This is a genomic window from Marinoscillum furvescens DSM 4134 (assembly GCF_003386095.1).
GTDB lineage: Bacteria > Bacteroidota > Bacteroidia > Cytophagales > Cyclobacteriaceae > Marinoscillum > Marinoscillum furvescens.
In genome coordinates, this window is sequence record NZ_QREG01000003.1 from 33,201 (window position 1) to 59,422 (window position 26,222).

The window sequence follows — 26,222 nt, forward strand, 5'->3', positions numbered from 1 at the left end:
GGCGAATACAGAGAATTTTGAACCTCAAAGCGTTGAATTGGTTCCGTATAGATGAAACCGACTGTAGCCATAGCAGGAGCCACCGGATTTATCGGAAGGTGGTTCATAGAAAAATACGCCGACACCTATCAGATCATCGCGCTAAGCCGCCGCGAAATGGAAAGCTCCATTCGCGAAAAAGTCACCTGGAGAAAAGTAGACATGTACTCCCTCTCCAGCACCGTAAAAGCACTGGAGGGTTCCGATTATGCGCTATACCTCGTACATAGCATGCAGCCGTCCACTCGCCTCAATCAGGGCTCTTTCGAAGACACAGACCTGCTACTGGCGGATAATTTTGCTCGTGCTGCTGAGCAAGTGGGCATTCAGCAGATCATTTTTATGGGGGGCATATTACCAAAAGAAAAGTCAGACTTTTCGCGGCACCTAAGGAGTCGCTACGAAACCGAAGTAACGCTTGGTGCTCGCAAACCGGCACTCACCGCACTACGTGCAGGAATTGTCGTGGGACCCGGAGGTTCTTCTTTTCAGATTGTTGAAAAACTAGTCAAACGGCTACCAGTGATGCTTTGCCCCAAATGGACCAAATCAGAAACTCAGCCAATAGCCCTGGACGATGTATTAAAAATTACTGACTACTGTCTCGGCAACAGTGAAGCTTATGACGAAGCGATCGAAATCGGTGGAGGAAGCGTAACCACTTACATGGAAATGATGCAAACCACCGCTCGGCTGATGGGTAAAAACCGAGCCATTTTTCCTGTACCTTTTTTCTCATTAGGATTGTCCAAGCTTTGGGTAGCGCTTTTCTCTGACAGCAGCACCACTTTTGTATCACCGCTGATCGAAAGCTTACGTCACACCATGACTGTAAGTGAGCATCCGCTGATCAAAAAAATGGGCATCAACTACCAACCTTTCGAGGATGCAGTAAAAGATGCGATTCAAAACAGCAACAACCTACCCAAATTACCAAAAGGCAAGCCTACACGCAAAACCGCCAATACCGTTCGCAGCGTCCAGCGCCTGCCAAACCCCTCTCGTAAAACAGCTATCGAAGTAGCAGAAGAATACCTGGATTGGCTACCGAAATCATTTAAACACCTGCTCTCAGTGTCTAAAAAAGGCGAGTTTGTGACTTTTAAACTGATCGGAATTTCACTACTCACCTTGCAGTATGTGCATGACAGGAGTGACGAAAAACGACAAGTCTTCTATATCACTGGTGGGGCACTTGCGCGGCGAACAGACTATGGCTGGTTGGAGTTTCGAAGTGTACTGGATGGCGAATACATTATCGGGGCCATTCATGAATTTGTACCTCGACTCCCATGGTTTATTTATCGCTACACCCAGGCGATTCTTCACCTGTGGGTGATGAAGCGTTTTGCCAAACACTTAGGAAGCTTCAGCAAGGAAACACAGGTAGCCTAAAAGTAAAGTGCGCAGCGTCCAGGAGGCAGTTCTATACCAGTTTACCTTCACCAAACGACCTATACCCTTTACATTTTTCCCTCCTGTAAGGTTGCGATGTATGGGTACAGCACCAAATATTGTCGTCAGCCATATTATCCCCAAAAGCCCCAGGGAAACAAAATAAGGCAGAGAAGCAAGATACCAAATGGCTATGATGCTCAAAGCAAGCTCCAACACCATGGATGGCATGACAATCCAGCTAATGGTCCGCATGTGGTGCGCCTGATAGGCGGCATACTCCCGATCTCCCACCTCCGCAAACCCGGGGTAGTGCACCAGTTGCACCATCCAAATCAATCCCATGTGAAAGGCGGAAATCCCAAACAAAGCAATTAAGAGCATATCAAAATCGGTTAATCAGCCTATAAAACCTCGCCAGGTGATTTAAGTTTCTGGTTTTCAGCAATTCATGTATCACAAATATCCGCCGAAGTGTCTAAATTGACACATAATCACCACTATGAAACGCCTCCCTATCCTCCTCTTGGCTATGCTGATCCTGGGGACAGCATGTAGCCCCCTGCGCAACTGCCCGGACCTATCTGTAAGCTACGAGCCAGCAAAACCTCGACTCAAGCAGCATAAAGCAGCATTGCCATCGACTAGCTATACTAAGCCCACAACCAATCCTGTGCAAGAAGCTCTCCCGCTTGTAGCAAGCCTGGAAACAAATCCAAAGCAGCAGCAGCCGGCACAGTTCACCTCGCCCGCGCTGGCGCCTGAACTCCCTTCCTTTTCAAAAAAAGAGCAAAAGCAATTCGATCGTATTAAGAAAAAGCTGTCACGAAACATACCTGAACTACCCCCGGTTGTTGCAGATAGCCTGATCATTACTCAGGAGGATATTACTTATGAAAAAGCACGAAAGCTTGGAAGGGCTAGTCTGGGACTAGGCATCGGGTCAGTGGCAGCCTTACTGGTTCCGGTACTCATTTTTCCTCTAGCTTTAGCTTCCCTCATTACAGGGAGCATGTCCTTGAAACGCTACCGTAAGGTCACGAATAAGGAAGGGCGCGGGGTGGCCCTCACTGGAGTAATCATCTCCAGTGTGTGGATGGCGCTTATTATTCTATTTGTTGCCCTGTTGATCATCTTGATCGCAAGTGTAAACGGCGGTTTTTAGGCTACTTTGTTCTTATTCGCCAGCTGACCACATGCCGCATCAATGTCTTTGCCTCTGCTACGACGCACATTTACCGTCACGCCATGCTTTTTCAGGTAGTTGGCAAAAGTATCTAAGCGATCCGCTTCGGTATTTTGAAAATCCGCCTCAGCAATAGGGTTGTACTCGATGATGTTGATCTTGGAAGGAATCTGGCGCATAAACTTCAATAGCTTTTCGGCATCTTCCAGCGTATCGTTGAAGTTGTAAAACAGGATGTATTCGAACGTGATCTTGTTTCTGGTCTTGTCATAAAAATACATCAAAGCCTCTTTCAGCGCCTCCAGCGTGTTGGTTTCGTTGATAGGCATGATGCGGTCCCGCTTTTCATCATCTGCGGCATGTAGTGACAAGGCCAGGTTAAACTTCACCTCATCGTCTGCCAGTTTTTTGATCATCTTCGCAATCCCAGCTGTGGAGACAGTGATGCGCTTTGGTGACATATTCAATCCATCTTCAGCCGTGATGCGCTCAATGCTTTCCAGTACGTTTTTGTAATTGAGTAGCGGCTCGCCCATCCCCATGTAGACAATGTTGGTCAGGGGGTGGTTGAAATTCTTTCGCGCCTGCTCATCAATGGCTACTACCTGATCATAAATTTCGGCGGGATCCAGGTTGCGCTTACGGTCCATATATCCTGTAGCACAAAACTTACAAGTAAGCGAACATCCAACTTGCGAAGACACACATGCCGTCATGCGGTCATCGGCGGGGATCAGTACACCTTCGATCAGCTCATCATCATAAAGTTTAAATGCTGATTTGATGGTACCATCATTAGAGCGCTGTGCTGTAGCAGTAGTGATCGGACGAATGACAAATTCCGCCTCCAGCTTCTCACGAAGCGCTTTAGAGAGGTTGGTCATTTCAGAAAAACTCTTCGCAGACTTTTGCCACAACCACTCCCAAACCTGACGGGCCCGAAAGGCCTTTTCTCCGTTTTCGGTAAAGTAAGTCGTTAGTTTTTCCAGATTGAGTTTTCTGATGTCCTTCTTCTCCATGGTGCAAAGTTAGCGTAAGGTTTTGTACTTAAGCACTTTCCCCAACACCGTGAGGTAAAAATGGTTCCAATCGGGGAAATTACTGATCCAGCGGTTGGTTTACCTCGAGCAGCCCTTTCATCTGAATGAGCGTGCCATCGGGTGCTACTCCCGCCACTCGCACTTCGTAGCTGCCTGCAACATCCGCGGTATAAAAAGTCACCATTTGATCCTTGCTGGCCGTAATGCACGGCTCCCAGAAAAGCTGCTGCCGGTAATCTGGCGTGCGACCTGCTTGCTCTTTATCGTAATCGGGAAATTGGTAAGTCTTGCGAGCTTCCAGGCCCTGATATGTAAATGAACCCGTATGTGCACCCGGCTCAAAACCCTGCAAGTTGCCCTCAAACGTATGAAAAGCCACTACTCCATCTGCCACGAGACCACCCCAGAAAAAGCGATTATTGATTACACCGATACTCTCCACCTTGTAGGGGTTAAAGTCCAAAATCTCCTTAGCAGTAACAGGCACACCGTCTAGTAAGAGTAGAGCAGGAAAATCTGCCCCCAGTTGATGGGAAAGAAATACTTTGATTTTCGAACGATTTTCGTTTTTACGCGCCGCTACCACAGGTATGTATTCTATAAAGTGCTCATACATTTCCTTAAAGCGGTTATAATCGTCCATCATGTAGAAATAATCAAAATCAGCCAATTGCGGCTGCCAGGTCACTTGCTTCACGGTATCCTTCCACACTTCGTAGTAGGCATTGGTAATTTGGTTGTGCACACTGCGTGTGGCCAGCCGGGCTGCCGTGGCAGAATCCAACACAGGCGGCGTGTAGTCAAAAGCCGGATACTCGGATAAGAAAGGGTCATCCAACTTTACCTCAATCGGGGCGGCGTAAAAAGGAGCAGCCACAAAGGCTTCCTGGTCTTCAAAGGTAGGATCAAGCTGCAGGGTGAACTGCCCTTTATCGTTGGTGTGTCCAGCTTGTAGTTGATAGTGCTTCCCAACGAGTGAAAAAGTAACTGATTGCTGAGCCAGTGGATTTCCCTGGTCGTCCAGCAGTTTACCAGAAATCAAAGGCCCTCGTGTTTCAGGCAAAAGATCCACTTGTTTAGTAAGCGCAACGTCTTTCCATTGGCTGGCGAGTAGCCGAACATCGAGCTCTTCTTTACCCAATTTCGTACTCAATCCAAGTGCTTGTTTATTTGTGATTCGGTGAAATAGTACCTGGTCCAGCATTGTCTCCGGTGATTCATGTTCATCTAATTTTCGGACGGAAACAGAGAGCCTGGACCCTTCAGGTACTTTCAATGGAAACATCACTTTATCCCTGACAGACGCCTCCATTGGCGCCAAGTTTACCGGCTTTGCTTCAAGGTCCACTCCAAAGACTCTGTACGTGAGCAACGCTCCAGCTGCATTGGTGACAGTTGCCCGATAAAGGCCGGATTTCAACCCTTTTTTGATCAGAGTATAAGTGTTGCCCACTGCTACCTGCTGCTGCAACACTGTATTTTGCCCATCGGTGACCTGTAAGTTTGCCAACTCCTCTGACGATCCGATGATTTTGAACTGGTAGCCCGCAACAATCTTCTTGAGTTGGATGCCGATTCCTTCTTCCGGTGCGGGTAACTGATGAAAACTCAGCGAACCATCCTGACGCTCAGCGATTAGCTGCAATTCGGCTCCTTTATCTACTTGCACAGCCACCGACCCCCAGTTTTCACTAAAAGTGATCGTTGCCAGCGTTGTTCCCTGTTCGTCCACAATCCTTCCCTTTGCACCCAGCCAGGCGTCTGTCACGCGATAGGCAAGTCGGTTTTCTGCTCCAGCTACCAATGCGCCTCCTTCCGGGTACCACTTGAAGGCCTTAGAGGCTTGTACCGCTGGTGGCTCATAAGCCTCGAAAGGGTTGATTATGGAAATTTTGGTACTGGTATAAGTATCAAAGTTGCGCATCCAGCGCGTGTAGGCGATGAGCTGATACGTTCCTGTGGGCACGAGAGAAGAAATGAAAAAGTCTCCTTGTCCCTGCCCTTTATCAAGCCCGATTTTATGTTGAAATACCGGTTTTTGATCTGCTCCGATCAATTCTACATAGGCCACACTACTCAAATTGGAAGGCATCCCTGTAGCTACACTTGTACAGTACGTGGCATATTGCAGAGTTTCACCAGCAAGCAGCAGGTCTGTATTTAGGTGGACAGCCACCTGCTCCAATACATCGGATTTTTGTGCCTTGACACTTGTAATCAGGCAAAAGCATATTGCTATGGTATAAAGTCTATTCATTAGTCTATCCAATAATCTGGTGGCGTAGGATCTGCCCAAAACGAACAGTCTGTGCAGCTTCTAAAGTGAATAGAAACTGTAGGAGGCATGGGTGGTATTTCTTCGAATGCAAAAATATTACCCCCAGTGTAATTGAGATAGTATTTTGCGCTATCCAGCGGTGCGGTGACGATATTTTGTGAGCTGCACGTGTAGAGAAACCCAGCTACGTCCAATCCGTCATCCAGTTCGCTTCGGTTGAAGAATGCTCTTTTTTCACTAACCCCCGAAACTTCAAAGTAGCCCAAAACCGCCTGATCCGGGTTCTCTTCCGCATAGATATTCCCAAACACTGAACCCGTCTGTTTGTCAAACAAAGACCCTCCTGAATCATTGTTTTCGCGCAGACGCTTGTAAAACAAGTAAGCAGCCTCACTGATGGCAAACTGTCTCACCAAAATAGAATACCGCACTCGGAGCGCCTGATCCTCTTCGCTAACAAAGCGAACGGGAAATTCCGCCAACCGATTCTGAGAAGAACCGATAGTAGTCCCATATATCAGTTCGCTTGATTGATTCTCAGTATAGCAAATCCCCGGAGAATCTATCAGATAGGTCAGCGTGGTGTCATTTTCCAAAACAAACCGCTTTGGATAAGGCACGCGGATTTTATAGCCTTCCTCCCACTCATAGCGAAAATATTTTGCCTTGCCTGACTCGTCGTGGGTGTCTATAAAAAACTGTATACCTCCCACGGTGCGATCACCGAGCGTGGTAGGTAAGCGAGCATACTGATCATAGATGCTATCTATGGCCGGAGCTGCTACCAGAGCTTCTGGCCTGGAGATATAGCGGTCACCACCGGGAAGCTCCAGGTACAGCCGGTAAGATTTGCCCTCGGCAGCCGCAAATCCGGCAGGAGACACATAGGTTCCCTGCTCGTGATAAGTATAATCTGTTTGGTTTCCGTCCTCGTCCTCTACCCATACACTGGCTCCGGCGACTACCTGGTTGAGCGTAGTATCTAGCGGGTAGGTATAAGAGACCTTCACCTCATGCTGGCCGACTCGATCGGTGAGCACACCATCTACCACCAGTACTTTCTCAAAGTTTTGTGCCTCAAACTCGTAGGGCTTTACGCAGCCTACCAAAGCCAGGCACAGCCCGATGAAGAGGAATTGTATTTTATGCATAGCCATCAAAACTTGAAATTATAGGAGAGTGTAGGAATCGGGTTGCCAAAAACAATGAGCTGCGAGCCGACCACTTCTCCATCCCGAACATCGAAAAACACGGAAAAAGGATTGTCCCGCCCTGTAAGGTTATAAATCGAAAGGGACCAAAAAGAATGGGACAGCTTCTCTATTTTATGATTTCCTTCGAGGTTGATGCCTAAATCCAACCGGAAGTAATCCGGTATCCTAAAGGCATTGCGATCTGAGAAATGAATGTTTTGTGCACCTTTGAAATCAAACGCTGCAACCGGAAATGTAACAGGTCGGCCGGTATTGTAAGAGCCATTCAGTGAAAAGCTCAGCCTTCTGGTAAGTTTATAGTTGGCCACCAAATTCACCGTATGGGGCTTGTCATAGGCCGTAGGAAAATACTGACCGCCGTTGACGCGCTCTTCAGCAAACTCCCCATCCAGGCGAATAAAGGTCCGGGCATAGGCATAGTTAAACCAGCCATTGAGTCTGCCGGATTTTTTAAGCGAAAGCTCTACGCCATAGGATTTTCCAGGCCCTTGCAGCGTTTCGCGCTCTATGTTTTGGTTGAGCAGGAAAGTAGATCCAGTTTTGAAGTCTACCAAATCTTGTAGCCATTTGTAGTACGTTTCCACAGAGAGCTCCACCGTGCTGCCTCTGAGATTTCGATAGTAGCCAGCACTCACCTGATCGGCTGTCTGAGGCCTGAGGTGATAGCTACTGAGTCTCCAGGTATCGGTAGGACTCAGCGAGGCGGAGTTGGACATGGAATGCACATATTGCCGGGTGCGAGACGCGCTCAGCTTCACCGAACTATCATCGCCCAGCCCAAAACGTGCAGAGGCCCTCCACTCAGGCCCATGGTAGGTTTTGATGACCTGGCCGGCGGCAAACTCTTCGCTACCTGTCTGAGTGTCGCTATTTTTTGGAAGCCCCTCCTCATAGTAGTTTACAGTCTCTGGGCCAAAAGCCTGGAAAACAGTATAACGCACACCACCATAAACGCTGAGTCGCTCATTGATTTCATATTTTTCAGATAAATAAACAGACGTTTCCAGCCCGCTCTCTTCATCCACCTTTGTATTCAGCACCAGCGATTCCTCTCCCAATGGCAACTTCTGCCCGGGGTTGATGGTGTACAGCTTGCTTACTGCACCGAAGCTAAATTTTTGGGTTTCCTCCCGGTAATAGTCAAAATGCGCTTTGAGGCTTGACTCTACTATACCAAAATCCTGTGTAAACGAATTAGGCGCTGATTCGTCATAGGTAAGGTCGTACTGATAGCGCGCATGAACGGCCGAAAACTGTGCATCAAACTGGTCGTTGAACCTATGCTTCCACTTCAACGAACCATTGGTATTTCGAAAAGAAAAGTTAGAAAAGGAAAAAAGGGTGTCTGACGAAAGTCGAAATTTATCATTACTCATATAAGCCGAGAACGTCAGCTCATTTTTGTCATTGATTTGATGGTCCAGCTGAGTAATAAGGTCATAAAAGGAAACACGGTTGTCGCGAAACTGCGCACTGTTCACATTGGAGAGCACCCAATTGGAGTAAGTAGTACGCCCTCCCACCAGCAGGCTGGTTTGTTCTTTGACCAGTGGGATTTCTAGTGTGAGCCTACTCGTAATGGGACTCACCCCACCAGATCCAGAAAACTGCTCTTTGGAAGGAGCCTTTGCCTGGATATCAAACACGGACGACAGTCTGCCTCCAAACCGAGCTGGAATGCCACTTTTGTACAACTCCATATTTTGGATAGCATCCGAATTGAAGACGGAGAAAAACCCAAAAAAGTGTGAGGCATTGTATACGGGTGCATCATTGATCAATATCAGGTTTTGATCTGCCTTTCCTCCGCGCACGTTAAATCCCGCAGCGCCTTCCCCCACTGTCTGGACCCCCGCTTTGGTGGAGGCTATTTTTAGGATGTCATTTTCACCCAGCACAATAGGCACGGTTTTCACTTCCTCCACATTGATCTTGCTTACGCCCATTTGTACAGCTTTAATGTTTTTATCTCGATCAGACTCCACCGTGACCTCATTGAGGGCGATCACATCCACGTCCATATCTATATGAAGTGTACCATTGGCAAACAGAACCACCTTTCTCTGGGTGGTTTTCATCCCCACGAACTGAATTTGAATCGTATGTCGGCCTGAGGGAATGGTGAGCGAGTAAAACCCACTTTCATCCGTGCTGGTCGCCGTAAAAGGGCTTTCGATATAAACCAGCGCCCCCGTGATGGGTTCCTGATTTTCACTATTGCGCACATAGCCGGCAATAGTAGCTTTGCCATTAGGCGCCAGGTCATTTCTGTTTCCTATTTCAAAGACATAGTTCTCCAAATCCGACTCATCACTAGATTGGCCCTGATATTCGCGAGCAAAGACCAGCCCTTTGGCCACCTCCTGAGTTTTCTTTTTCTCTTGAAAAGCCTTGAGCATAGGCAAATCCTCCACAATCACACTGTTGTAGGTAAGGATCACCCGGTTTTTCATCAGGTGATACCCCAAAGCCGTGCCTTGAAACAACTCCGGCAATACCTGCTGGATAGAGGCATCGGTGTAACTCCCTCTGGCCTCAAGACTGTCCAGCCAGACGTCCTGATAATAAAACTTGAAACCAGTCTTATCTTCCAGGACGGTTATCGCCTGGCGCATTGACTTTCCGGTGAGATCACCGGTAAATCTAACTTCAGACTGAGCCATCGCGCTAAGCAGCACCATCATCAAAAGTGCTACACTTAGTATTGTTCCTTTTTTCATTGCGGTGTGGTGGCTAATAGGTCTTCTAAAAATCGAGTGAGCTCAAGGAGGTGCAGCTCATAGTCTGGGTGAACGCGAATTTTGTTTTGACGGATAAAATCCTTTATCTCTTTACGATGGGCCTTGAAAAGACTAAGTACCGATCCTTTCCTTCGAATCCGATGGTACTCATCGCCCACATGTAGCAAGTACCTGTCATAAGCCTTATATTCGATGGTGGTGCCGGTCTCTTTTTGCAAAACTCGCTTAGCGATCAACTCAATCTGATCCCCAGAGAAGAGCACCTCCACAAATCCTTCTTTATAGATGAGTATATCATCGGTCGTATACCTAAAAAAGTGATTTCCAATAGTGAACCACTCGATCTGTGACTGATTGGGGCGGATGGCCTGTGCATGAAACTGAAAAGAGGTGGGGTGACGGATCACCAATACATCCTCATGAATGTCGTACATCATGGCTACAGAATCATACTGTCTACCACGATATTTGAAAGCCCCAGTCTTCCACTGATCTGTGAGAAAAAACTGATGCGTAGTATTGGAAACACGCTGAATGGGATAGTAGGCCCCTAGTAAAACACCAGTGAGCTCCTTACCTATCTGCTGGTCATACCAGGATGTGGTGCTAGCTGAAACTGTAAGCTGGTCTGTGCTCACCTGACCGAATGAATGAAGTAAAATGAAGGCTATAAAAAAAGTGGATAACCCAAATTTTCGGCAATGATTGGAAAACATAGTCACAATAATATTCTGTACAACTCACATTAAATAGTGTTTACGCGCACAATTTGACAAATCGCCATATATTTTTACTTTGTTCGATATATTGCGGGCTGAAATTCAGGTTTTCTTCAAAATCTCTTCAGAATTGAGCGAAAAAATGACCAATAATGCAATCGATAAAATCAATGGGTTTATAGGCAAGTCCGTCAGTTGGCTGAGTTTGGCGTTGGTGCTCATCATTGTTGTAGACGTAGCTATGCGCTACCTCTTTTCGATCACTTCGTCGGCAAGTTTTGAATTGGAATGGCACTTGTTCGCCGCTCTTTTTATGCTGTCTGCAGGGTGGGCCTTTGGTCAGGACAAGCATGTGCGTGTAGATGTCTTTTACCAAAACTTTTCACCACGCCAGCAAGCTACTGTCAACCTGATTGGGTGTATTTTTTTACTACTTCCACTGGCGGTAGTAGGTACCTGGCAGGGCGTTATTTTCACAGCCAATTCGTTTGCCCTGGGTGAAACCAGTCCGGACCCTGGTGGGCTTCCTGCTCGCTACCTGATCAAATCCACCATACCACTAGGCTTTGCGCTACTTGGCCTTCAGGGCTTATCCGAAATTTTTAAATCGCTCCAAACACTTTTTTCAAAATGATGGAATACCTCCCGGTCATTCTGTTTGCGACCATTTTTTTACTAATTCTTTTTGGTTTCCCGGTGGCTTTCACGCTGGGAGGGCTCTCTGTACTTGTAGGCGTACTGGTTTTTGACGTAGACTTTTTCTATCTGCTTTCGCTCAGGGTCTATGGCACCATGCAAAACTTTGTGTTGCTGGCCGTACCTCTATTTGTCTTTATGGGGATCATGCTGGAAAAATCCGGAATCGCCGAACGGCTCCTCGAAACCATGGCGCTGCTTTTCGGACGCTTTCGAGGTGGACTGGCCATCTCTGTAGTGATAGTGGGCGCTATGCTCGCCGCTTCTACAGGTATAGTAGGTGCTACTGTGGTGACTATGGGGCTTATTTCGCTTCCTACCATGCTCAAGCGGGGCTATGGACCAAGACTATCTACCGGAGTGATTGCCTCCTCTGGTACCTTAGGACAAATCATCCCCCCATCGGTAGTGTTGGTACTGCTGGGCAGTGTGCTCAATGTCTCAGTTGGAGATCTGTTCCTGGCGGCGATTGTCCCCGGTGTGGGATTGGTGGGCTGCTACCTGCTGTATGTAATCGGCTATTCGATCATTTTTCCTGATCGTGCTCCGGCTATGCCTCGTGAAGAGGTAGAAGCTTTTCGCAAAAAGGGCTTTACTGGCGATGTGATCAAATCCTTTGTATTTCCATTTATGCTAATCCTTGCAGTGCTGGGATCCATTTTTGCAGGTATCGCTTCACCAACAGAAGCCGCAGGAGTGGGGGCATTTGGAGCACTCATTCTTACCGCCGCCCAAGGCAAACTCAAGTTTCAAATCCTCAAAGAAGTCACCCGCGAAACCACCATGCTCACAAGTATGGTATTCATGATTTTGGTAGGCGCTACAGCTTTTTCACTCGTCTTCCGTGGGCTCGAAGGTGATAAAATCTTCCTCCAGCTCATCGAAAATGCCAACATGAGTCCTTATGCGTTCTTGTTTGTGGTCATGCTCATTGTGTTCGTCGCTGGATTTTTCATAGACTTTATAGAAATCGTCTTCATCATCGTACCGGTGGTGGCTCCGCTTTTTGTGGCCATGGGCATCGATCTAATATGGGTAGGCATCTTGCTGGCTATCAACTTACAGACCTCTTTTCTCACACCGCCGTTTGGTTTTGCACTCTTTTACCTCAAAGGCGTAGCCCCACCGGAAGTGAAAACGAAACACCTCTATCAGGGCATCATCCCCTTTGTACTGATACAAATCTTATTTCTGGTGCTCATCGTACTCTTCCCCGAAATGACCCGGATATTGCTTTGAGGTGTTAGTGGTGTAACTATTGGTAGAGGTCATCGGCATGGAACCGATTAATGGTTAAATTAGCGATCTCAACAAATAACCTATATGAAAAATCTACCCCTGCACGTCAAAATCATCATTGGTCTGGTACTAGGTATTGGTTATGCTTTTTTGTCTAGTGCCGTAGGCTGGAACGAATTCACAATCAATTACATCGATCCCTTCGGACAGATTTTCATTCGTCTGTTGAAGTTTATTGCAGTGCCACTGGTACTATTTTCGATCATCGATGGAGTGTCCAGTCTCAACGATACCTCAAGCCTGGGACGCATGGGGCTCAAAACCCTGGGCATGTATCTGGTCTCCACGGTTACAGCCATCACGGTAGGGCTGCTAATTGTAAACTTCGTAGACCCGGGTAGCCACATAGATGAAAACCAGCGGGTAAAAAACCGTATCTCCTATGAGCTCTGGGCTCAGGATGCCGGGGTGGAAGTAAAAGACGGTAAAAATTTCCTCAACGATGATCAATACAAAGCCATCGCTGACGATCTGATTGCAAGTGGAGCCCTGGAAGAAAATCAGCAGAGCGTGGAGGACAAAGTGGCCGTAGCGAAACAGCAGAAAGAAGAGCCGCCGCTTCAATTTGTGGTGGACATGGTGCCCGAAAACATCATCCTGTCCATCTCTAACAACAAGCTCATGCTGCAGGTGATCTTCTTCGCGATATTTTTTGGCATCACCCTGGCAGTCATTCCTGATGAAAAGGGTGGCCCAGTTAAAAAATTTATCAGTTCCATCAACGAAGTATTTCTCCGTATGGTGGACACCATCATGAAGGCTGCTCCATTTTTTGTGTTTGCCTTGCTTGCCGGCGTGGTAGCCAAAATGGCCAATAGTCCTGGTGAAGTGTTTGAGATATTCAAAAGCCTTGGGTCTTATACCATTACCGTGTTGGTAGGCCTCTGTGCCATGCTATTTGGCTTCTATCCTTTTGTAGCCCGTACGTTTATCAAAAAACTGTCTTACAAAAAATTCTTCAAGAAAATGAGTCCAGCGCAGTTTCTGGCATTTTCTACCAGTTCTAGTGCTGCCACGCTTCCAGTAACCATGGAGTGTGTGGAAGACAACATGGGTGTATCCAAAAATGTCTCCAGCTTTGTGCTACCAATCGGTGCCACTGTAAACATGGACGGAACCAGTCTTTACCTGGCAATCGCTACGGTATTCTTAGCCCAACTGCACTTTGTAGACCTTTCGCTTGCTCAGCAGCTGACCATTGTACTCACCGCCACCATGGGCTCTATAGGTACGGCAGCTGTCCCTGGCGCGAGTCTGGTAATGCTCATCATCATCATGCAGACTGTCGGGCTAAACCCGGCCTGGGTAGCCATTATCTTTCCTGTAGATCGACTGCTGGATATGACCCGCACAGTAGCGAATATCACTGGAGATGCGACAGTAGCTACCCTCGTAGCGAGCACCGAAGGGGAGCTAGACATGAAGGATTAAGTCAGCAAAAAGACATCCAGCTTAAGCATATTTTCTAGTGGAGATAATGCAGTGGCAGTATCTTTGAGGGGTAACTCTTAGCAACAGAACAGATACTGCATGACATCATTTTTTAGCAGAGTACTCCTAACGGGGTATCTCTGCATAGCAATTAGCAGCGTATCCGTGGCGCAGGTAGACTCACTGCTAGCCACTCTCCAAAGCGCTTCACCCTCTGATAGCATACTTTCGCTCAAAGCACTCACCGAGTACTATCTCTACAACGACACGCAGGCTGCCAGGGACTATTTTGACCAGATGAATGAGGCTGCACACCGAACCAGTGACAGCTCCCAAATAGCCGATGCAGCACTCATGGAAGGAAAGCTCCTGGCATTTGAAGGAAATTTTGAGGCTTCCAAAAACCGTATCAAATCCATTGAAAGTTATGCACTCAGACACCAGTTTTCGCTGGATAATGTAGGCAACTACCTGGGCAATATATACGCGTCCCTCGGAAACATGGACTCTGCCGTACACTACTATGACCTGGGCATGCGGCATACCGCAGACTCTGTGAGCAAAGGAATCATCCTCTCCAACATGGCTACTATTTATGAAGCCTTAGGACAAAGCGTAAAAGCTGTGGATGCCAACCTACGCTCTATTCGAATGGTAGAAAACCTGCCTAACGGAACTAAATACCTCCCGGGATTTTACCTCAACACGGGAGCACTCTACAGCAACCTCAACAAACATGAGGAGTCCGTTCGCTGCTACAGGGAGTCGATCAAGTATGCCCGACAAGCCCAAATGAACTACTGGGAAGGTTTTGCATCCATCAACCTGGCAGGAAAACTAGAAGACCAGGAAGCTCCGCGAGACTCGATCATGAAGTATTATACTACTGCGCAGCGCATTTTCGAAAAAATCGAAGACCCCAAAATGCGGGCACTGCTCTGGTCACGTCTGGGGCACTACTACCTCAGCCAAAGTGAAACAGACGAAGCCTTTTTGTACTTGCAAAAAGCGGAAGCACTGATCGATGAACTCCAGGAGGTAGATCGCAAGGCGCTGCTCATACACGATCTTGCTTTCTTGCACCACCTCCAAAACGACATGTCTGAAGCGCTAGCTCTAGCCAGGAAACTCGAAGTGCTTCTCAGCCAAAAACAAAATCTGACCTATCAGGCAGAAATGCATAAAACCTTGTCAGCCATATACGAATCAGCGGGCCAACCCCTGGCAGCCCTCAAACACCTGAAAAAGCATCAGGATATAAGCGATAGCGTTATGGACAGGGAATATCAAAACAAAATCTCTGAGTTGGAAATAGCTTTCCAGACCGAGCAAAAAGACCGGGAGATCGAAAGCTTATCGCAGCAGGCACAAATTCAGACACTCAAAATCAGCCAACGAAATACCCAGATTGTAGGCTTGGCCATAGTCATCCTGGTGGTCATCCTGGCAGGCATACTTTGGTATCAGCGAAAGGCCTTTAAGCACAGACAATCGGTATCTGACTTGCAGCAACGCATGCTGCGCTTGCAAATGAATCCACATTTCATATTCAATGCACTTGCGGCCATACAGCATTATATCCTACAAAATCAGGTAAAAGAATCCATCAAATACCTGTCGATGTTTGGTAAGCTCATGCGACAAATACTGGAGCACAGCCGAGAAGAAAGCATTACCCTGGAGGAGGAAATTGACATGCTCGACAATTACATTAAAATTCAAAAAGTACGATTCAAAGAGCAGTTTACCTATACCATAGAAGTGGATCCGAATTTGGATCAATCAGAAATAAAACTTCCGCCACTTTTCGCTCAACCATTTGTAGAAAATGCAATAGAGCATGGTCTGAAAGACGAGACAAACGGCCAACTCTGGGTGCGTTTTTTATCTACAGACGGAAAACTCACTATTGAGGTGGAAGACTCGGGCAAAGGAATGTCCACCGCAAGTCAGGAGGCAGATACTGACCACCGTTCCATGGCCACACAAATTACGCTGGACCGGCTTGGTCTTCTTTCACAAGAGCTCAAAAGCAGGTTTTCGCTCAACTACACAGCTGGTAAAACCGGCAAAGGCACCCGAGTGGCTATGATCCTTCCAGGCATGTAATTGTTCAGAACAAGAATTCTTACAAGCCAACCATTAACATTCTGTAAATCGAAGTAAATTTACCCCGTGCGAATAGCTATTATCGATGACGAACCGGATCTAAGGGCCACCACCAAAGCACTTCTGGAGCTTTACTGTCCAGAGACTATATTGGTGGGTGAAGCTGACGGAGTAAAATCAGGCATTGTTTTACTCCAGGAAACCAAACCTGACCTGGTTTTTCTAGATGTAGAAATCAACGAAGGCACGGGTTTTGACATAGTCAAGGCATTTCCTCAGCGAAACTTTTCAGTGATTTTCGTCACCGGTCACAACGAATACGCCGTGCGGGCATTTAAATTTTCTGCAGTGGACTACCTGCTAAAACCCATCGACCCGGACGAACTAGTGCAGGCGGTAGCTAAAGCCAAAAGCACCTATGAGCAAGGCATCAGTGGGTTGCCACTTCAAGCGCTAGAAACGAACCTCAATCCGAAAGCGGACCTGAAACATGTCATACTCAAAGACGCAGAAAAAGTCTATCTGGTAAAGCTCGAAGAAATCATCCGGTGTGAGTCCAGCGATAATTATACACGTTTTCATCTGACCGAAAATCGCTCCATTTTGGTGTCCACCACTTTGAAAGAGTACGAAACACTTTTCAACGGACATCATTTCCTCAGATGCCATCAGTCACACCTGATTAACCTTCAGCACTTTGATTTTTTTGATAAGCGTGAGGGAGGAAGCGTACGCATGAAAGATCAAAGTGTACTACCCGTATCCACCCGAAAAAAAGACACCTTGCTGAAAGCTCTTGAGCAGCTTTAAAAGGCAAATTCACCTACATCTAAAAGTGGCTTTTACAAATTCTCACTGAGCTACTGCAAATTCTCATATGTAGGAAGCACAACCTCATTGCGTCTGCAACCAACCAGGAATGTATTGGATTTTTGGGGCAAACAAATTTGAAAACCGCAATGAAAAAATCAATACTTCTGAGCATTTTGATCCTCACAGGAATCGTTGCTTATGCCCAACGATCCTGCACGGACGGCTACCAGGGAGGCACAGGATTTATGTCTTACCAGGGGCTTTCGTCGTATGCCATTGGACAGACTTTCACTGCATGCCGCAGTGGTCTACTCCAATCCATTTCTTTTGAGCTCACTGGAGCTCACCCTACCGCCATGACGGTCTACCTGAAAGACGGAGCAGTGAATGGCTCTACCCTTGAGACCTTGTACCTCTCGCCACACTACGGCAAAAACACCATTGACGTAGCTAACAAAGGAGTGATGTTGACCGCTGGCCAAACATACGCCTTGCGTTTTGGTGGCAACAATGAATACTACCTCAAGGCAGGCTCCAATGCCAATGATTACCCCAATGGTAGTGCATGGCAATCCTCCCCTACTGGCGTCACAGCTCAAAACTTTGACCTGTCGTTTGAATACACCGTAAAAATCCCGGCCATAGAAGTTTTAGCTGAAGACTTCAATTCCTTTTCACCATCTGGCAATGAAGTGCCTGAGGGCTGGGAAGCAGACAACCTGACAAACATACATGTAGCTACGGGTCTGGGTACGGCATCTAGCAATGCGCTTGTATTTTCATCAGCCACTTCAGACCAACACTACGTAACGCTTCCGGAGTTTAAAGACCTGCACACTCGGGTCGTCAGCTTTCAGGTATCTACCACAGATGATACCGGAGCAGGACCATCCAATGGTACAGTGAGACTTTACCAAAGCGTGTCGGGTGATCCAGACTTACAATCTACAAATACCCTTTTGAAGGAAATCACCCTTAACTCTAATGAGGCCTTCCATGAAGTGTCGGTAAATGTGGCCCAACTCGGAGGAAGTGGACTAGGTGAATTTTTCCGTTTAGGATTCCAGTCTACCCATGAAAATGTAGACTCCAAAATCATCCTGGATGATTTTCAGTCTAGGGACAACACCGCACCAACAGGCATCAGCTTGTCTGACAACATCCTGGATGAAAATGTAGCGGCCGGCACTGTAGTGGGCACACTCACCACCACAGACCCTACTTCTGGAGATACATTCACGTACACGCTTGGCGGATTTGATGCTGCGGCATTCACCGTGGCCAACAACAATGAACTACAGATTGTAGCTTCCCCAGACTTTGAAACCCAAAGCAGCTACGCTTTTGACATCACTTCTACCGACGCACTAGGCGAATCGATCACCAGGTCGTTTAGCGTTACCATCAACGATCTATATGAAAATGGACCCAATGAGGAAGTGACTACCTATGCTTTTAGCAATGGCGACATCAGTGATGGGATCAACAACAATGACCTGACTGATCATGGCACAACACCTCAGCCGGACCGCTTTGGTGCTGCCGACAGTGCCCGTCAGTTTGGAGACGGCACCTACCTTACTATCATCGATCCTATCATTGACATTACCGAAGACTTTACTATCAATTTTTGGTTTAAGCGAGAAGGTGACAGCCCCACCAATACGTACCTGCTAGACAGCAGACACTCTGCTGTCAATCACGGTGGTGAAGTAGGTGGCCTGTCTATCTACATGTCTCCCTCATCCGCTCTGAATGTAGCCGCTTATAAAACGGCAGGAGGTTTTGGGAATACCCTAGGTATGGGGTCCCCTATCACCACTAACCTGGACGAATGGTACATGGCCACCATCGTACATGCCAATGACTCCATCTACCTCTACCAGGATGGTGCTCTACAAAGTCAGGCAAAACCTTCTCAACTGCAGAACGGTGACGGCTGGATTTTTGGAGGTATTTCTCAGTCTGGAAGCAGAGACTGGCAGGAATTCCCAGGTGATCAGGATGATTTCACATTTTTTGCCAAAGCACTTGATGTAACAGAAATCACTGCTCTTTTTCATGAAAACAACTTTAACAAGAGCAAAGCGCCTACAGACGTCACTTTAAGTGATAGTACTGTTTATGAAAACCTACCTTCTGGCACAGCAATAGGCAAACTAATCGCTGTGGACCCTGATGCTTCTGAAGCTCACACGTTTACAATCAGCGGATCAGATGCCTCAAATTTTGATGTGCGAAATGACAGTCTGGTTACAGCTGCTGTATTGGATTTTGAAGTAAAAGACTCTTTCGAAATAGCCATTACGGCGAAAGACCCTTTTGACAAAAGTTTTACAAAAAGCTTTCTGATAGCAGTACTGGACACCAATGATGCACCGACAGACATTCAACTAACCGCACAGTCTGTAGCTGAAAACCTACCAGCAGGTACTGTGGTGGGCACCCTCTCTGGTACAGACCAGGATGTAGATGATGTACTGTCCTTTGCGCTTTCCAGCTCGGATTTTGAGATTGAAGGCAATCAACTGAAAACAGCTACTACGTTTGACTTTGAAAGCGAAAGTAGCCATACCATCAACATCTCAGTAATCGATAGCGATAGCGCGTACTTCTCCAAAGACTTCACCATCGACATAGAAGACGTAACGGCACCTCAGGTTATCGACTCCTTAGAAAACATGGTCAAAGCCTCTGGATTTGACTCGTATAGCATAGATCTTACAGATGTATTTTTCCATGACCAGGGTGATCCATTGGTGTTCACGGCTTCATCGAACGAAACTACAGTAGCAACAACCAGCGTTTCCGGGTCAAACCTGATAGTCACTGAAGCAGGTGAAGGCACAACGACCATCACGGTCACTGCGGATGACCAAAGTGGATCTGCGTTGGCTACTACATCATTCGAGCTGAAAGTAGCAGACCTGCAGTCTGACCTGATTGCCTATTATCCCACTCCAGATGCGCAAGATGCCAGTGGCACAGGAAATGATGCTACTGCGTATAGCCTCCTGAGCACTTCCGACAGGTTTGGAAACGAAGATCAGGCGATGCTTTTTGATGGCTCCGTAGTGGACATGCCTAAAAACCTTTTAACCAAAAATGCAGTCTCCATCTCTCTTTGGTTTAAAACAGACCAAACTGGTGGAATCCTGGGGTATCAGCAAACCAGCTTTACCTCTACGCCCAGCGCGTATGTCCCTATCATTTATATTGGAAACAATAACGAACTAAAAGCAAGTTTCTGGGAAGGCATGGTTACGTCCATGCCCGGTGGCAGCCTAAATGACGACTCCTGGCACCACCTGGTGCTTACCGCCACTACCGGCCAACAAAAACTTTACATTGATGATGTGCTCGTAGCCACCACCAATCGCTATAATAATCTATCTACACTGGCTTTCAACCAACTGGGAGCAGCCTATACAGATGGCAGTTGGCCTCATGGAAATGGAGAGTGGTTTTACTACGACGGTGCCATGGACGACATCCGTATCTATGAGCGGGTACTTACCGCTGACCAGGTACATGCACTTCATCATGAGCCAGCTCCTGAGCAACCAGAAGTGATCACTCCTTTGGCGGATGTCACCCTCGATGAAGATGCTCCAGCTCAAGTACTGGTAGCGGATCTTTCTGAGGTATTTAGCAACCCCAACAATGGAGACATGACCTTCGCTGTTTCTCACACCTTTGGTTCTGAAGTAGACTTTAGCATAGTAGACGGGAGTTCTTTACGCCTCGACACCCTGGCAGCAAACTTTAACGGCACAGGTGAAGTCATCATTACTGCTTCAGAAGGCATATTCACTATTGCAGACACTTTCGCACTGACGATTGCTGCTGTAAATGACGCTCCGCTCTTCGAACTCGACGAAAAAGAGCTCTACTTGCCGATAGACTTCAGCAAAACCGTGCTTGTGGAGGTAAACGCAGCGGCAGTTCCTACAGACGAAACTTCACAGACAATAAGCTACAGCATAGCTCCGACGGTCACTTTTGCTAATGTGTCTATAGATGCTACCACAGGAGAAATCACGATAACATCAGTGGCTGGTGCTACAGGCAGCGAAACACTTACCGTGTCGGCAGACGATGGACAAGCTGAAAACAACCTGGCAACAGCTACTTTAACACTCACTGTTTCTGACAACAGCGCCCCAACAGTGGAAAACCCGATAGCCAACCAAAGTATGGACGAAGATGGCACGTTGATCATCTCTGGAGACATCACGTCGGTATTTGATGACGCAGATGGTGACCCGCTCACATATTCAGCAGCAGCAGACACCTCTGCAGTGACACCTACCATCACCGATGGAGAGCTTGCTATCGCACTTGCAGCAAACTACCACGGCACAGCTACTATTACTTTGACGGCTGATGATGGCCAAACCACCACTGACCATGAAATAACTTTGGTGGTAAACCCTGTGAATGACGCGCCAGAAGTAACTATGACCATTGCCGACATGTCTGTAGCAGAAGATGCTGCCTTCAACTATGAAATCCCCAGCACGTTGTTTTGGGATGTAGACGGTGACGACACCAGCATAGAATCTGTAGAAATGATAGGCCTGGAGCGTACTGAAGCCAGCTGGCTAAACTATAATGCCAAAACCAATACTTTGTCTGGCACTCCCCTTCAGGAAAACATCGGCACAGTAGAGGTAACAATTACAGGCAGCGATGATGAACTGAGCAGCTCTACAGCGTTTTTGATTACTGTCACAAATACGAACGACCTGCCTGTAATCAGTCAGGAGCTCAGCATCAATGCTGATGAAGATGACGCACCACAGACAATCGACCTGAATGAAATCTTTAGTGATGAAGATGGTGATGACCTCACTTATACCATCCTTACTTCAGGTGAGAAATCCCTGGAAATTTCTCAAGGTATCATTAGCGCTTCTATCCAGGAGCATCAGCTCACAGTGGCTTTCACTGCCAATGCCTACGGAACTACGCACATTGCTATACAGGCTGCTGATGCACAGGGAAGCATTACCTATCAGCTTCCGGTAACTGTAGCTGCAGTAAATGATGCACCAGAAATTGTCAGCACTCCAGTGATACAGTTAGCTGAAGATGGAAATAGCTATTCATTCTCGCTATCGGAACACTTTAGAGATATAGAAAAAGATCCATTGAGTTATACTTTGGCAGAAAACACATCGAGTCTCTTTACCGCCTCGTTAGAAGCCAACACATTGACAATCACTCCACTTCCCAACCAATTTGGAACAGGTGAAGTGACGGTGGTTGCCAATGACGGCTCAGACCAAACGAACATGACCATAACCGTTACAGTCATCGAGGTAAATGACTTACCAGTAATTGTAAGCGAACCAGTGATCAATCTAATGGAAGATGCTGCATCAGCTGTGCTTGACCTGTCCGCTGTATTTTCTGATCCCGAGGGCAGTGAGATCAGCTACTCAATTCTCGTAAACGATGCCTCTAGCGAGCTTTTCAGCATCGCACTCAATGAGCAGTCGCTGGAGATCACTCCACTAGCAGATGCCTTTGGCTCGGGCGAGATCACGATCACTGCTTATGACAGTCCTTCGGCTGAAATCGGCACGACCTATACGCTTCCTGTAGCCATATCCAGTGTAAATGATGCCCCTGCTTTCCAACTAAGCACTTCAGTACTCGAACTGGAAGTAGACTTTGCGGGGACTACTCTGGTGGATATCCTCATGGATGTACCAGCCAACGAGTCCGATGAGGATATAACATTTACCGTAAGTACAGACGAAGAACTGGTAAACATCACCGTGAATGGACAGGCACTGGAAATCACCGCTATTGCGGGTGCAATTGGTGAAGCCACAGTAACGGTGACTGCCAACGACGGTCAAAAAGAAAATGCCTCCTACACTCAGTCTTTTGTAGTGACGGTAAGCGCTCCTCTAGCGGGTGCCACCAATCAGGTGAAAATTTTCCCGAACCCTGCCTCTTCATACTTGATGGTGGAGTTGCCAGCTGCTACTACAGTCTCAGTTTTGGACTTAAATGGCTCCATCGTATTACAAGGACTAAGTAATCAAAAGTTGGACATCAGCAAGCTTCCTGAAGGTATTTACCTCCTTCGTTTTGAAGCCAATAGCGAGATGACCTCCAGAAAAATACTGATTAGACACTAAGGCGGTTTTCACTTTCGTGAAAACAAATCAGGGTGGCTCGAGGAGTCACCCTTTTTTTTGCTCATTAGCTCCCTTTATGACCGTATAAGCAGGGGCTATGCAATCGCTTGCCAAAAACTCAGGCTTTTCCGAACTTTTCCAGCAATTTTGCTTTTTACAAGGAAGCAAAAGAAAAACTATTATGGACGCTGCGATCAAACAACCCATCAACATATACACGGAAAGCAATCCCAATCCTAACTCTCTCAAATTTGTAGTGAATTTCATGCTACTCCCTGAGGGCGTAAGTCGGGATTTTCCTGACAAGGAAAATGCAGCCAATGCACCGCTTGCTGCAGAACTATTCGATTTTCCGTATGTGAAGCGCGTGTTTTACATGAGCAACTTCATCACCGTGACCAAGTCAGATGACAAGGAGTGGATGGAAGTAAAAGGTGAAATCCAGCAGCACATCAAAGCGTTTTTGGAGGCTGGCAAGCAAATCTTAATAGAAGAAAACGTAGAAGAAGATCATGCGGTAAAAGACACTGATACTGATCTGGAAGCCAAAATCAAAGGCGTATTGGATGAGTACATCCGACCAGCAGTAGAAATGGACGGTGGGGCAATCACCTTCGACTCTTTCCAGGATGGCAAAGTAAAAGTACTTCTACAGGGTGCTTGTAGTGGCTGCCCATCTTCTACTATCACGCTCAAGGCCGGTATCGAAAACTTGCTGAAGCGCATGGTACCTGAGGTACAAGAAGTAGAAGCAGAAGGCGTATAAGCTAAAAAATACCTTAAAAATATTTGCACGATGGCAGGCTTTTAGCCTGCCATTTTTGCATTCTGGCATTTCCAGTTTCCAAAAATGTAATTACCCGGAGCATCTGGATCAGGTGACAGCAAAAAATCTTTGAAGCCTTGAGTCATCTCTTCCATGGAAACCAGACCATCCCCATTGGCATCCAGCCCGGCAAATCCTTTCTCGGAATACGACATGTCGATGTTATAAATCTCGAACATCGCCAGGTACTCGAGCTTGGAGATGACACGGTCTCTATTCTGGTCAAAAAGGCTAAACACATAGGAAGCTATCCGGTAAATGTACTTTTTGGCACTGGCAGGGTGAATGATCTCCCACGACCCAAAAAGCTGCAACCACTCATCTAGCGATATAGACACCTCCTCTTTTTCCATGTCGGTAAGCAGCTGCACATAAAGCCTCAAGGCATGTGATTTCAGGTCCAGACGCTCCTTCGATTCCGCTCCATATTGTAGCTTATCAGAAATCTTTTCGGCTACTGCCGTAAAATCGTCAGGCTGTAAAAGGGCGTTTTTGTTCGTATCCAAAATATTGAAAAGATGGACAAGCTTTTGCTTTCTCACTTCAGGTATCATGTCTGTCTGGCAAGGTTAAAAAAGCGTAAAATAATAAGCTTTTTGGCAAAATGCCAGCCTGCCGACGTGAGCAAAAACAAACCTGTAGGGAAAGCTGATTATACCACGTTATACATCAGCTGATTAGCCAAAAGATGTCCCTATCTTTGCGCCCATGCGAGAGTTTAATACGGTAGTAGCACCGGAAGTGGGATTTGAAGAGGAGGAGTTGCGGGCACACCTGGTAGCCAAGAAGCTAATCAGCCAGGAAGAGCACATCCAGGTGCTTCGGCGGTCCATCGATGCACGCCAACGCCAGATTAAGATCAACCTGCGCATAGCTGCTGACACAGCTCCAATCTCGCTTGAGTTTGTGGAATACCAACCACGCGAGTGGGATGTTCGCAGCTGTCCGCCTGTACTCATTGTAGGTGCCGGACCCGCTGGGCTCTTTGCAGCGCTGCGAGCCATCGAAAACGGGCTGAAGCCTATCGTGCTGGAGCGTGGCAAAGACGTGAGAAGCCGGCGCAGAGATCTGGCCGCCATCAACAAAGACCATATCGTAAATCCCGAAAGCAACTATTGTTTCGGAGAAGGAGGTGCAGGCACTTACTCCGACGGTAAGCTTTACACCCGATCTAAAAAGCGCGGTAGTGTGCGACGGGTTTTCGAGATACTCGTAGCGCATGGCGCACCTGAAGATATTCTCATAGAAGCACACCCGCACATAGGCACCAACAAACTACCGAAGATCGTGACCGCTCTGCGAAAGACGGTCATAGCTGCTGGCGGTGAGGTCCGCTTCGACAGCAAAGTGACGGATTTTCTGCTGGAGGGAGATGAAATAAAAGGCGTCACGCTCGCTGATGGCACCAAGCTCGAAGGAGTGGCTACTGTGCTGGCGACAGGCCATAGCGCTCGCGATATTTTTCAGCTGTGCCAACAGCGAAATATTCTAATTGAGGCAAAGCCTTTCGCCCTGGGTGTGCGTGTAGAGCACCCTCAGCAAATCATTGACCAGATCCAGTACAAATGCGCTGATAGAGGTCCATACTTACCCGCTTCCTCCTACGGGCTGGTCGCTCAAACCACCTTCCAACAGGCGGAGCGAGGTGTTTTTTCCTTCTGCATGTGCCCGGGGGGATTCATTGTTCCAGCTGCTACGGCGCCAGGTGAAGTAGTTGTCAATGGCATGAGCCCCTCACGCCGAGATAGCAAATATGCCAACTCAGGAATAGTGGTAGCTGTCGAGCTGGAGGACATTCCAGCATTTGCCAAACATGGTCCGCTGGCAGCTCTGGAGTTTCAGGCCGCGGTGGAGCGCGAGGCTTGGCAGTATGGCGGCAAAACCCAGCAGGCTCCTGCTCAGCGCCTTGTCGATTTTGTAGATGGTAAAGTGAGCACCAGCCTCAATGAGACCTCTTATCAACCTGGGCTAGCGAGCATAGACATGCACGACATGCTGCCAGACTTTATTGCAGACCGATTGCGACAGGGATTTAAGGCCTTTGGCAAGAAAATGAAAGGCTACCTTAGCAACGAAGCACAGATCGTAGGTGTAGAGAGCCGCACTTCATCTCCTGTACGCATCCCACGTGAAGCTGAAACATTGGCACACCCGCAGATCAAAAACCTCTACCCCTGTGGTGAAGGAGCTGGATATGCCGGAGGCATTGCCTCTGCAGCCATGGATGGGGAGAAAGTAATGGAAGCAGTAGTCAGGAGCTGGAAAAAGTAAACTTCAGACT

General features: G+C 47.4%; 17 protein-coding genes. 10 read left to right on the forward strand and 7 right to left on the reverse strand.

What is annotated here, in order from left to right; all coding sequences use genetic code 11:
• Positions 1–51: 51 nt before the first annotated feature.
• A complete protein-coding gene (locus C7460_RS04035; RefSeq protein WP_115866801.1) occupies positions 52–1,434 on the forward strand; it encodes an NAD(P)H-binding protein in 1,383 nt (460 codons plus the stop codon).
• Here C7460_RS04035 and C7460_RS04040 read toward each other — a convergent pair.
• Positions 1,399–1,818 carry a hypothetical protein gene (locus tag C7460_RS04040; protein WP_115866802.1) on the reverse strand — a complete coding sequence of 140 codons (420 nt, stop codon included), beginning with the start codon at positions 1,816–1,818 and terminating at the stop codon, positions 1,399–1,401. The two genes, C7460_RS04035 and C7460_RS04040, sit on opposite strands and share 36 nt — an antisense overlap.
• Before the next feature lie 118 nt (positions 1,819–1,936).
• Between C7460_RS04040 and C7460_RS04045 the strand changes: the two genes are divergently transcribed.
• On the forward strand, positions 1,937–2,599 hold the full coding sequence (locus C7460_RS04045) for a DUF4190 domain-containing protein (RefSeq protein WP_115866803.1): 663 nt from the start codon (positions 1,937–1,939) through the stop codon (positions 2,597–2,599).
• Here the strand turns inward: C7460_RS04045 and rlmN are convergent.
• The 5 genes from rlmN to C7460_RS04070 all read right to left on the reverse strand — a co-directional run bounded on the left by rlmN (position 2,596) and on the right by C7460_RS04070 (position 10,531).
• On the reverse strand, positions 2,596–3,639 hold the full coding sequence (rlmN, locus tag C7460_RS04050) for a 23S rRNA (adenine(2503)-C(2))-methyltransferase RlmN (protein WP_115866804.1): 1,044 nt from the start codon (positions 3,637–3,639) through the stop codon (positions 2,596–2,598). The two genes, C7460_RS04045 and rlmN, sit on opposite strands and share 4 nt — an antisense overlap.
• A gap of 79 nt (positions 3,640–3,718) precedes the next feature.
• Positions 3,719–5,917 carry a hypothetical protein gene (locus C7460_RS04055; protein ID WP_115866805.1) on the reverse strand — a complete coding sequence of 733 codons (2,199 nt, stop codon included), beginning with the start codon at positions 5,915–5,917 and terminating at the stop codon, positions 3,719–3,721.
• Positions 5,917–7,089 (reverse strand): DUF4249 domain-containing protein, encoded by a 1,173-nt coding sequence (locus tag C7460_RS04060; protein ID WP_170147879.1) that lies wholly within the window; start codon positions 7,087–7,089, stop codon positions 5,917–5,919. The genes C7460_RS04055 and C7460_RS04060 overlap by 1 nt, the downstream gene beginning before the upstream one ends.
• Before the next feature lie 5 nt (positions 7,090–7,094).
• Positions 7,095–9,872, reverse strand: coding sequence for a TonB-dependent receptor (locus C7460_RS04065; RefSeq protein ID WP_115866807.1), 2,778 nt, complete (start codon positions 9,870–9,872; stop codon positions 7,095–7,097).
• On the reverse strand, positions 9,869–10,531 hold the full coding sequence (locus C7460_RS04070) for a hypothetical protein (RefSeq protein WP_147302846.1): 663 nt from the start codon (positions 10,529–10,531) through the stop codon (positions 9,869–9,871). The genes C7460_RS04065 and C7460_RS04070 overlap by 4 nt, the downstream gene beginning before the upstream one ends.
• A gap of 223 nt (positions 10,532–10,754) precedes the next feature.
• Between C7460_RS04070 and C7460_RS04075 the strand changes: the two genes are divergently transcribed.
• The 7 genes from C7460_RS04075 (at position 10,755) to C7460_RS04105 (ending at position 23,881) form a co-directional block, all read left to right on the forward strand.
• Positions 10,755–11,246: a TRAP transporter small permease subunit gene (locus tag C7460_RS04075; protein ID WP_147302847.1), complete on the forward strand. Its 492-nt coding sequence runs from the start codon at positions 10,755–10,757 to the stop codon at positions 11,244–11,246.
• Positions 11,243–12,547 carry a TRAP transporter large permease gene (locus C7460_RS04080; RefSeq protein ID WP_115866810.1) on the forward strand — a complete coding sequence of 435 codons (1,305 nt, stop codon included), beginning with the start codon at positions 11,243–11,245 and terminating at the stop codon, positions 12,545–12,547. The genes C7460_RS04075 and C7460_RS04080 overlap by 4 nt, the downstream gene beginning before the upstream one ends.
• A gap of 84 nt (positions 12,548–12,631) precedes the next feature.
• The gene (locus tag C7460_RS04085) at positions 12,632–14,038 is read left to right on the forward strand and encodes a dicarboxylate/amino acid:cation symporter (RefSeq protein ID WP_115866811.1); all 1,407 of its coding nucleotides are present in this window, start codon (positions 12,632–12,634) and stop codon (positions 14,036–14,038) included.
• Positions 14,039–14,137: 99 nt separating this feature from the next.
• A complete protein-coding gene (locus C7460_RS04090) occupies positions 14,138–16,147 on the forward strand; it encodes a tetratricopeptide repeat-containing sensor histidine kinase (protein ID WP_115866812.1) in 2,010 nt (669 codons plus the stop codon).
• Between the two features lie 66 nt (positions 16,148–16,213).
• A complete protein-coding gene (locus C7460_RS04095; protein WP_115866813.1) occupies positions 16,214–16,957 on the forward strand; it encodes a LytR/AlgR family response regulator transcription factor in 744 nt (247 codons plus the stop codon).
• Between the two features lie 149 nt (positions 16,958–17,106).
• Positions 17,107–23,115, forward strand: coding sequence for a tandem-95 repeat protein (locus tag C7460_RS04100; protein ID WP_115866814.1), 6,009 nt, complete (start codon positions 17,107–17,109; stop codon positions 23,113–23,115).
• 181 nt (positions 23,116–23,296) lie between these two features.
• Positions 23,297–23,881, forward strand: a complete 585-nt coding sequence (locus C7460_RS04105; RefSeq protein WP_115867066.1) for a NifU family protein — start codon at positions 23,297–23,299, stop codon at positions 23,879–23,881.
• A gap of 41 nt (positions 23,882–23,922) precedes the next feature.
• On the opposite strand, the gene C7460_RS04110 is transcribed toward C7460_RS04105, so the two are convergent.
• Positions 23,923–24,483 (reverse strand): EF-hand domain-containing protein, encoded by a 561-nt coding sequence (locus tag C7460_RS04110; protein WP_221409448.1) that lies wholly within the window; start codon positions 24,481–24,483, stop codon positions 23,923–23,925.
• 166 nt (positions 24,484–24,649) lie between these two features.
• Between C7460_RS04110 and C7460_RS04115 the strand changes: the two genes are divergently transcribed.
• Complete coding sequence (locus tag C7460_RS04115; protein WP_115866816.1) at positions 24,650–26,212, forward strand: NAD(P)/FAD-dependent oxidoreductase; 1,563 nt, start codon at positions 24,650–24,652, stop codon at positions 26,210–26,212.
• Positions 26,213–26,222: the final 10 nt, after the last annotated feature.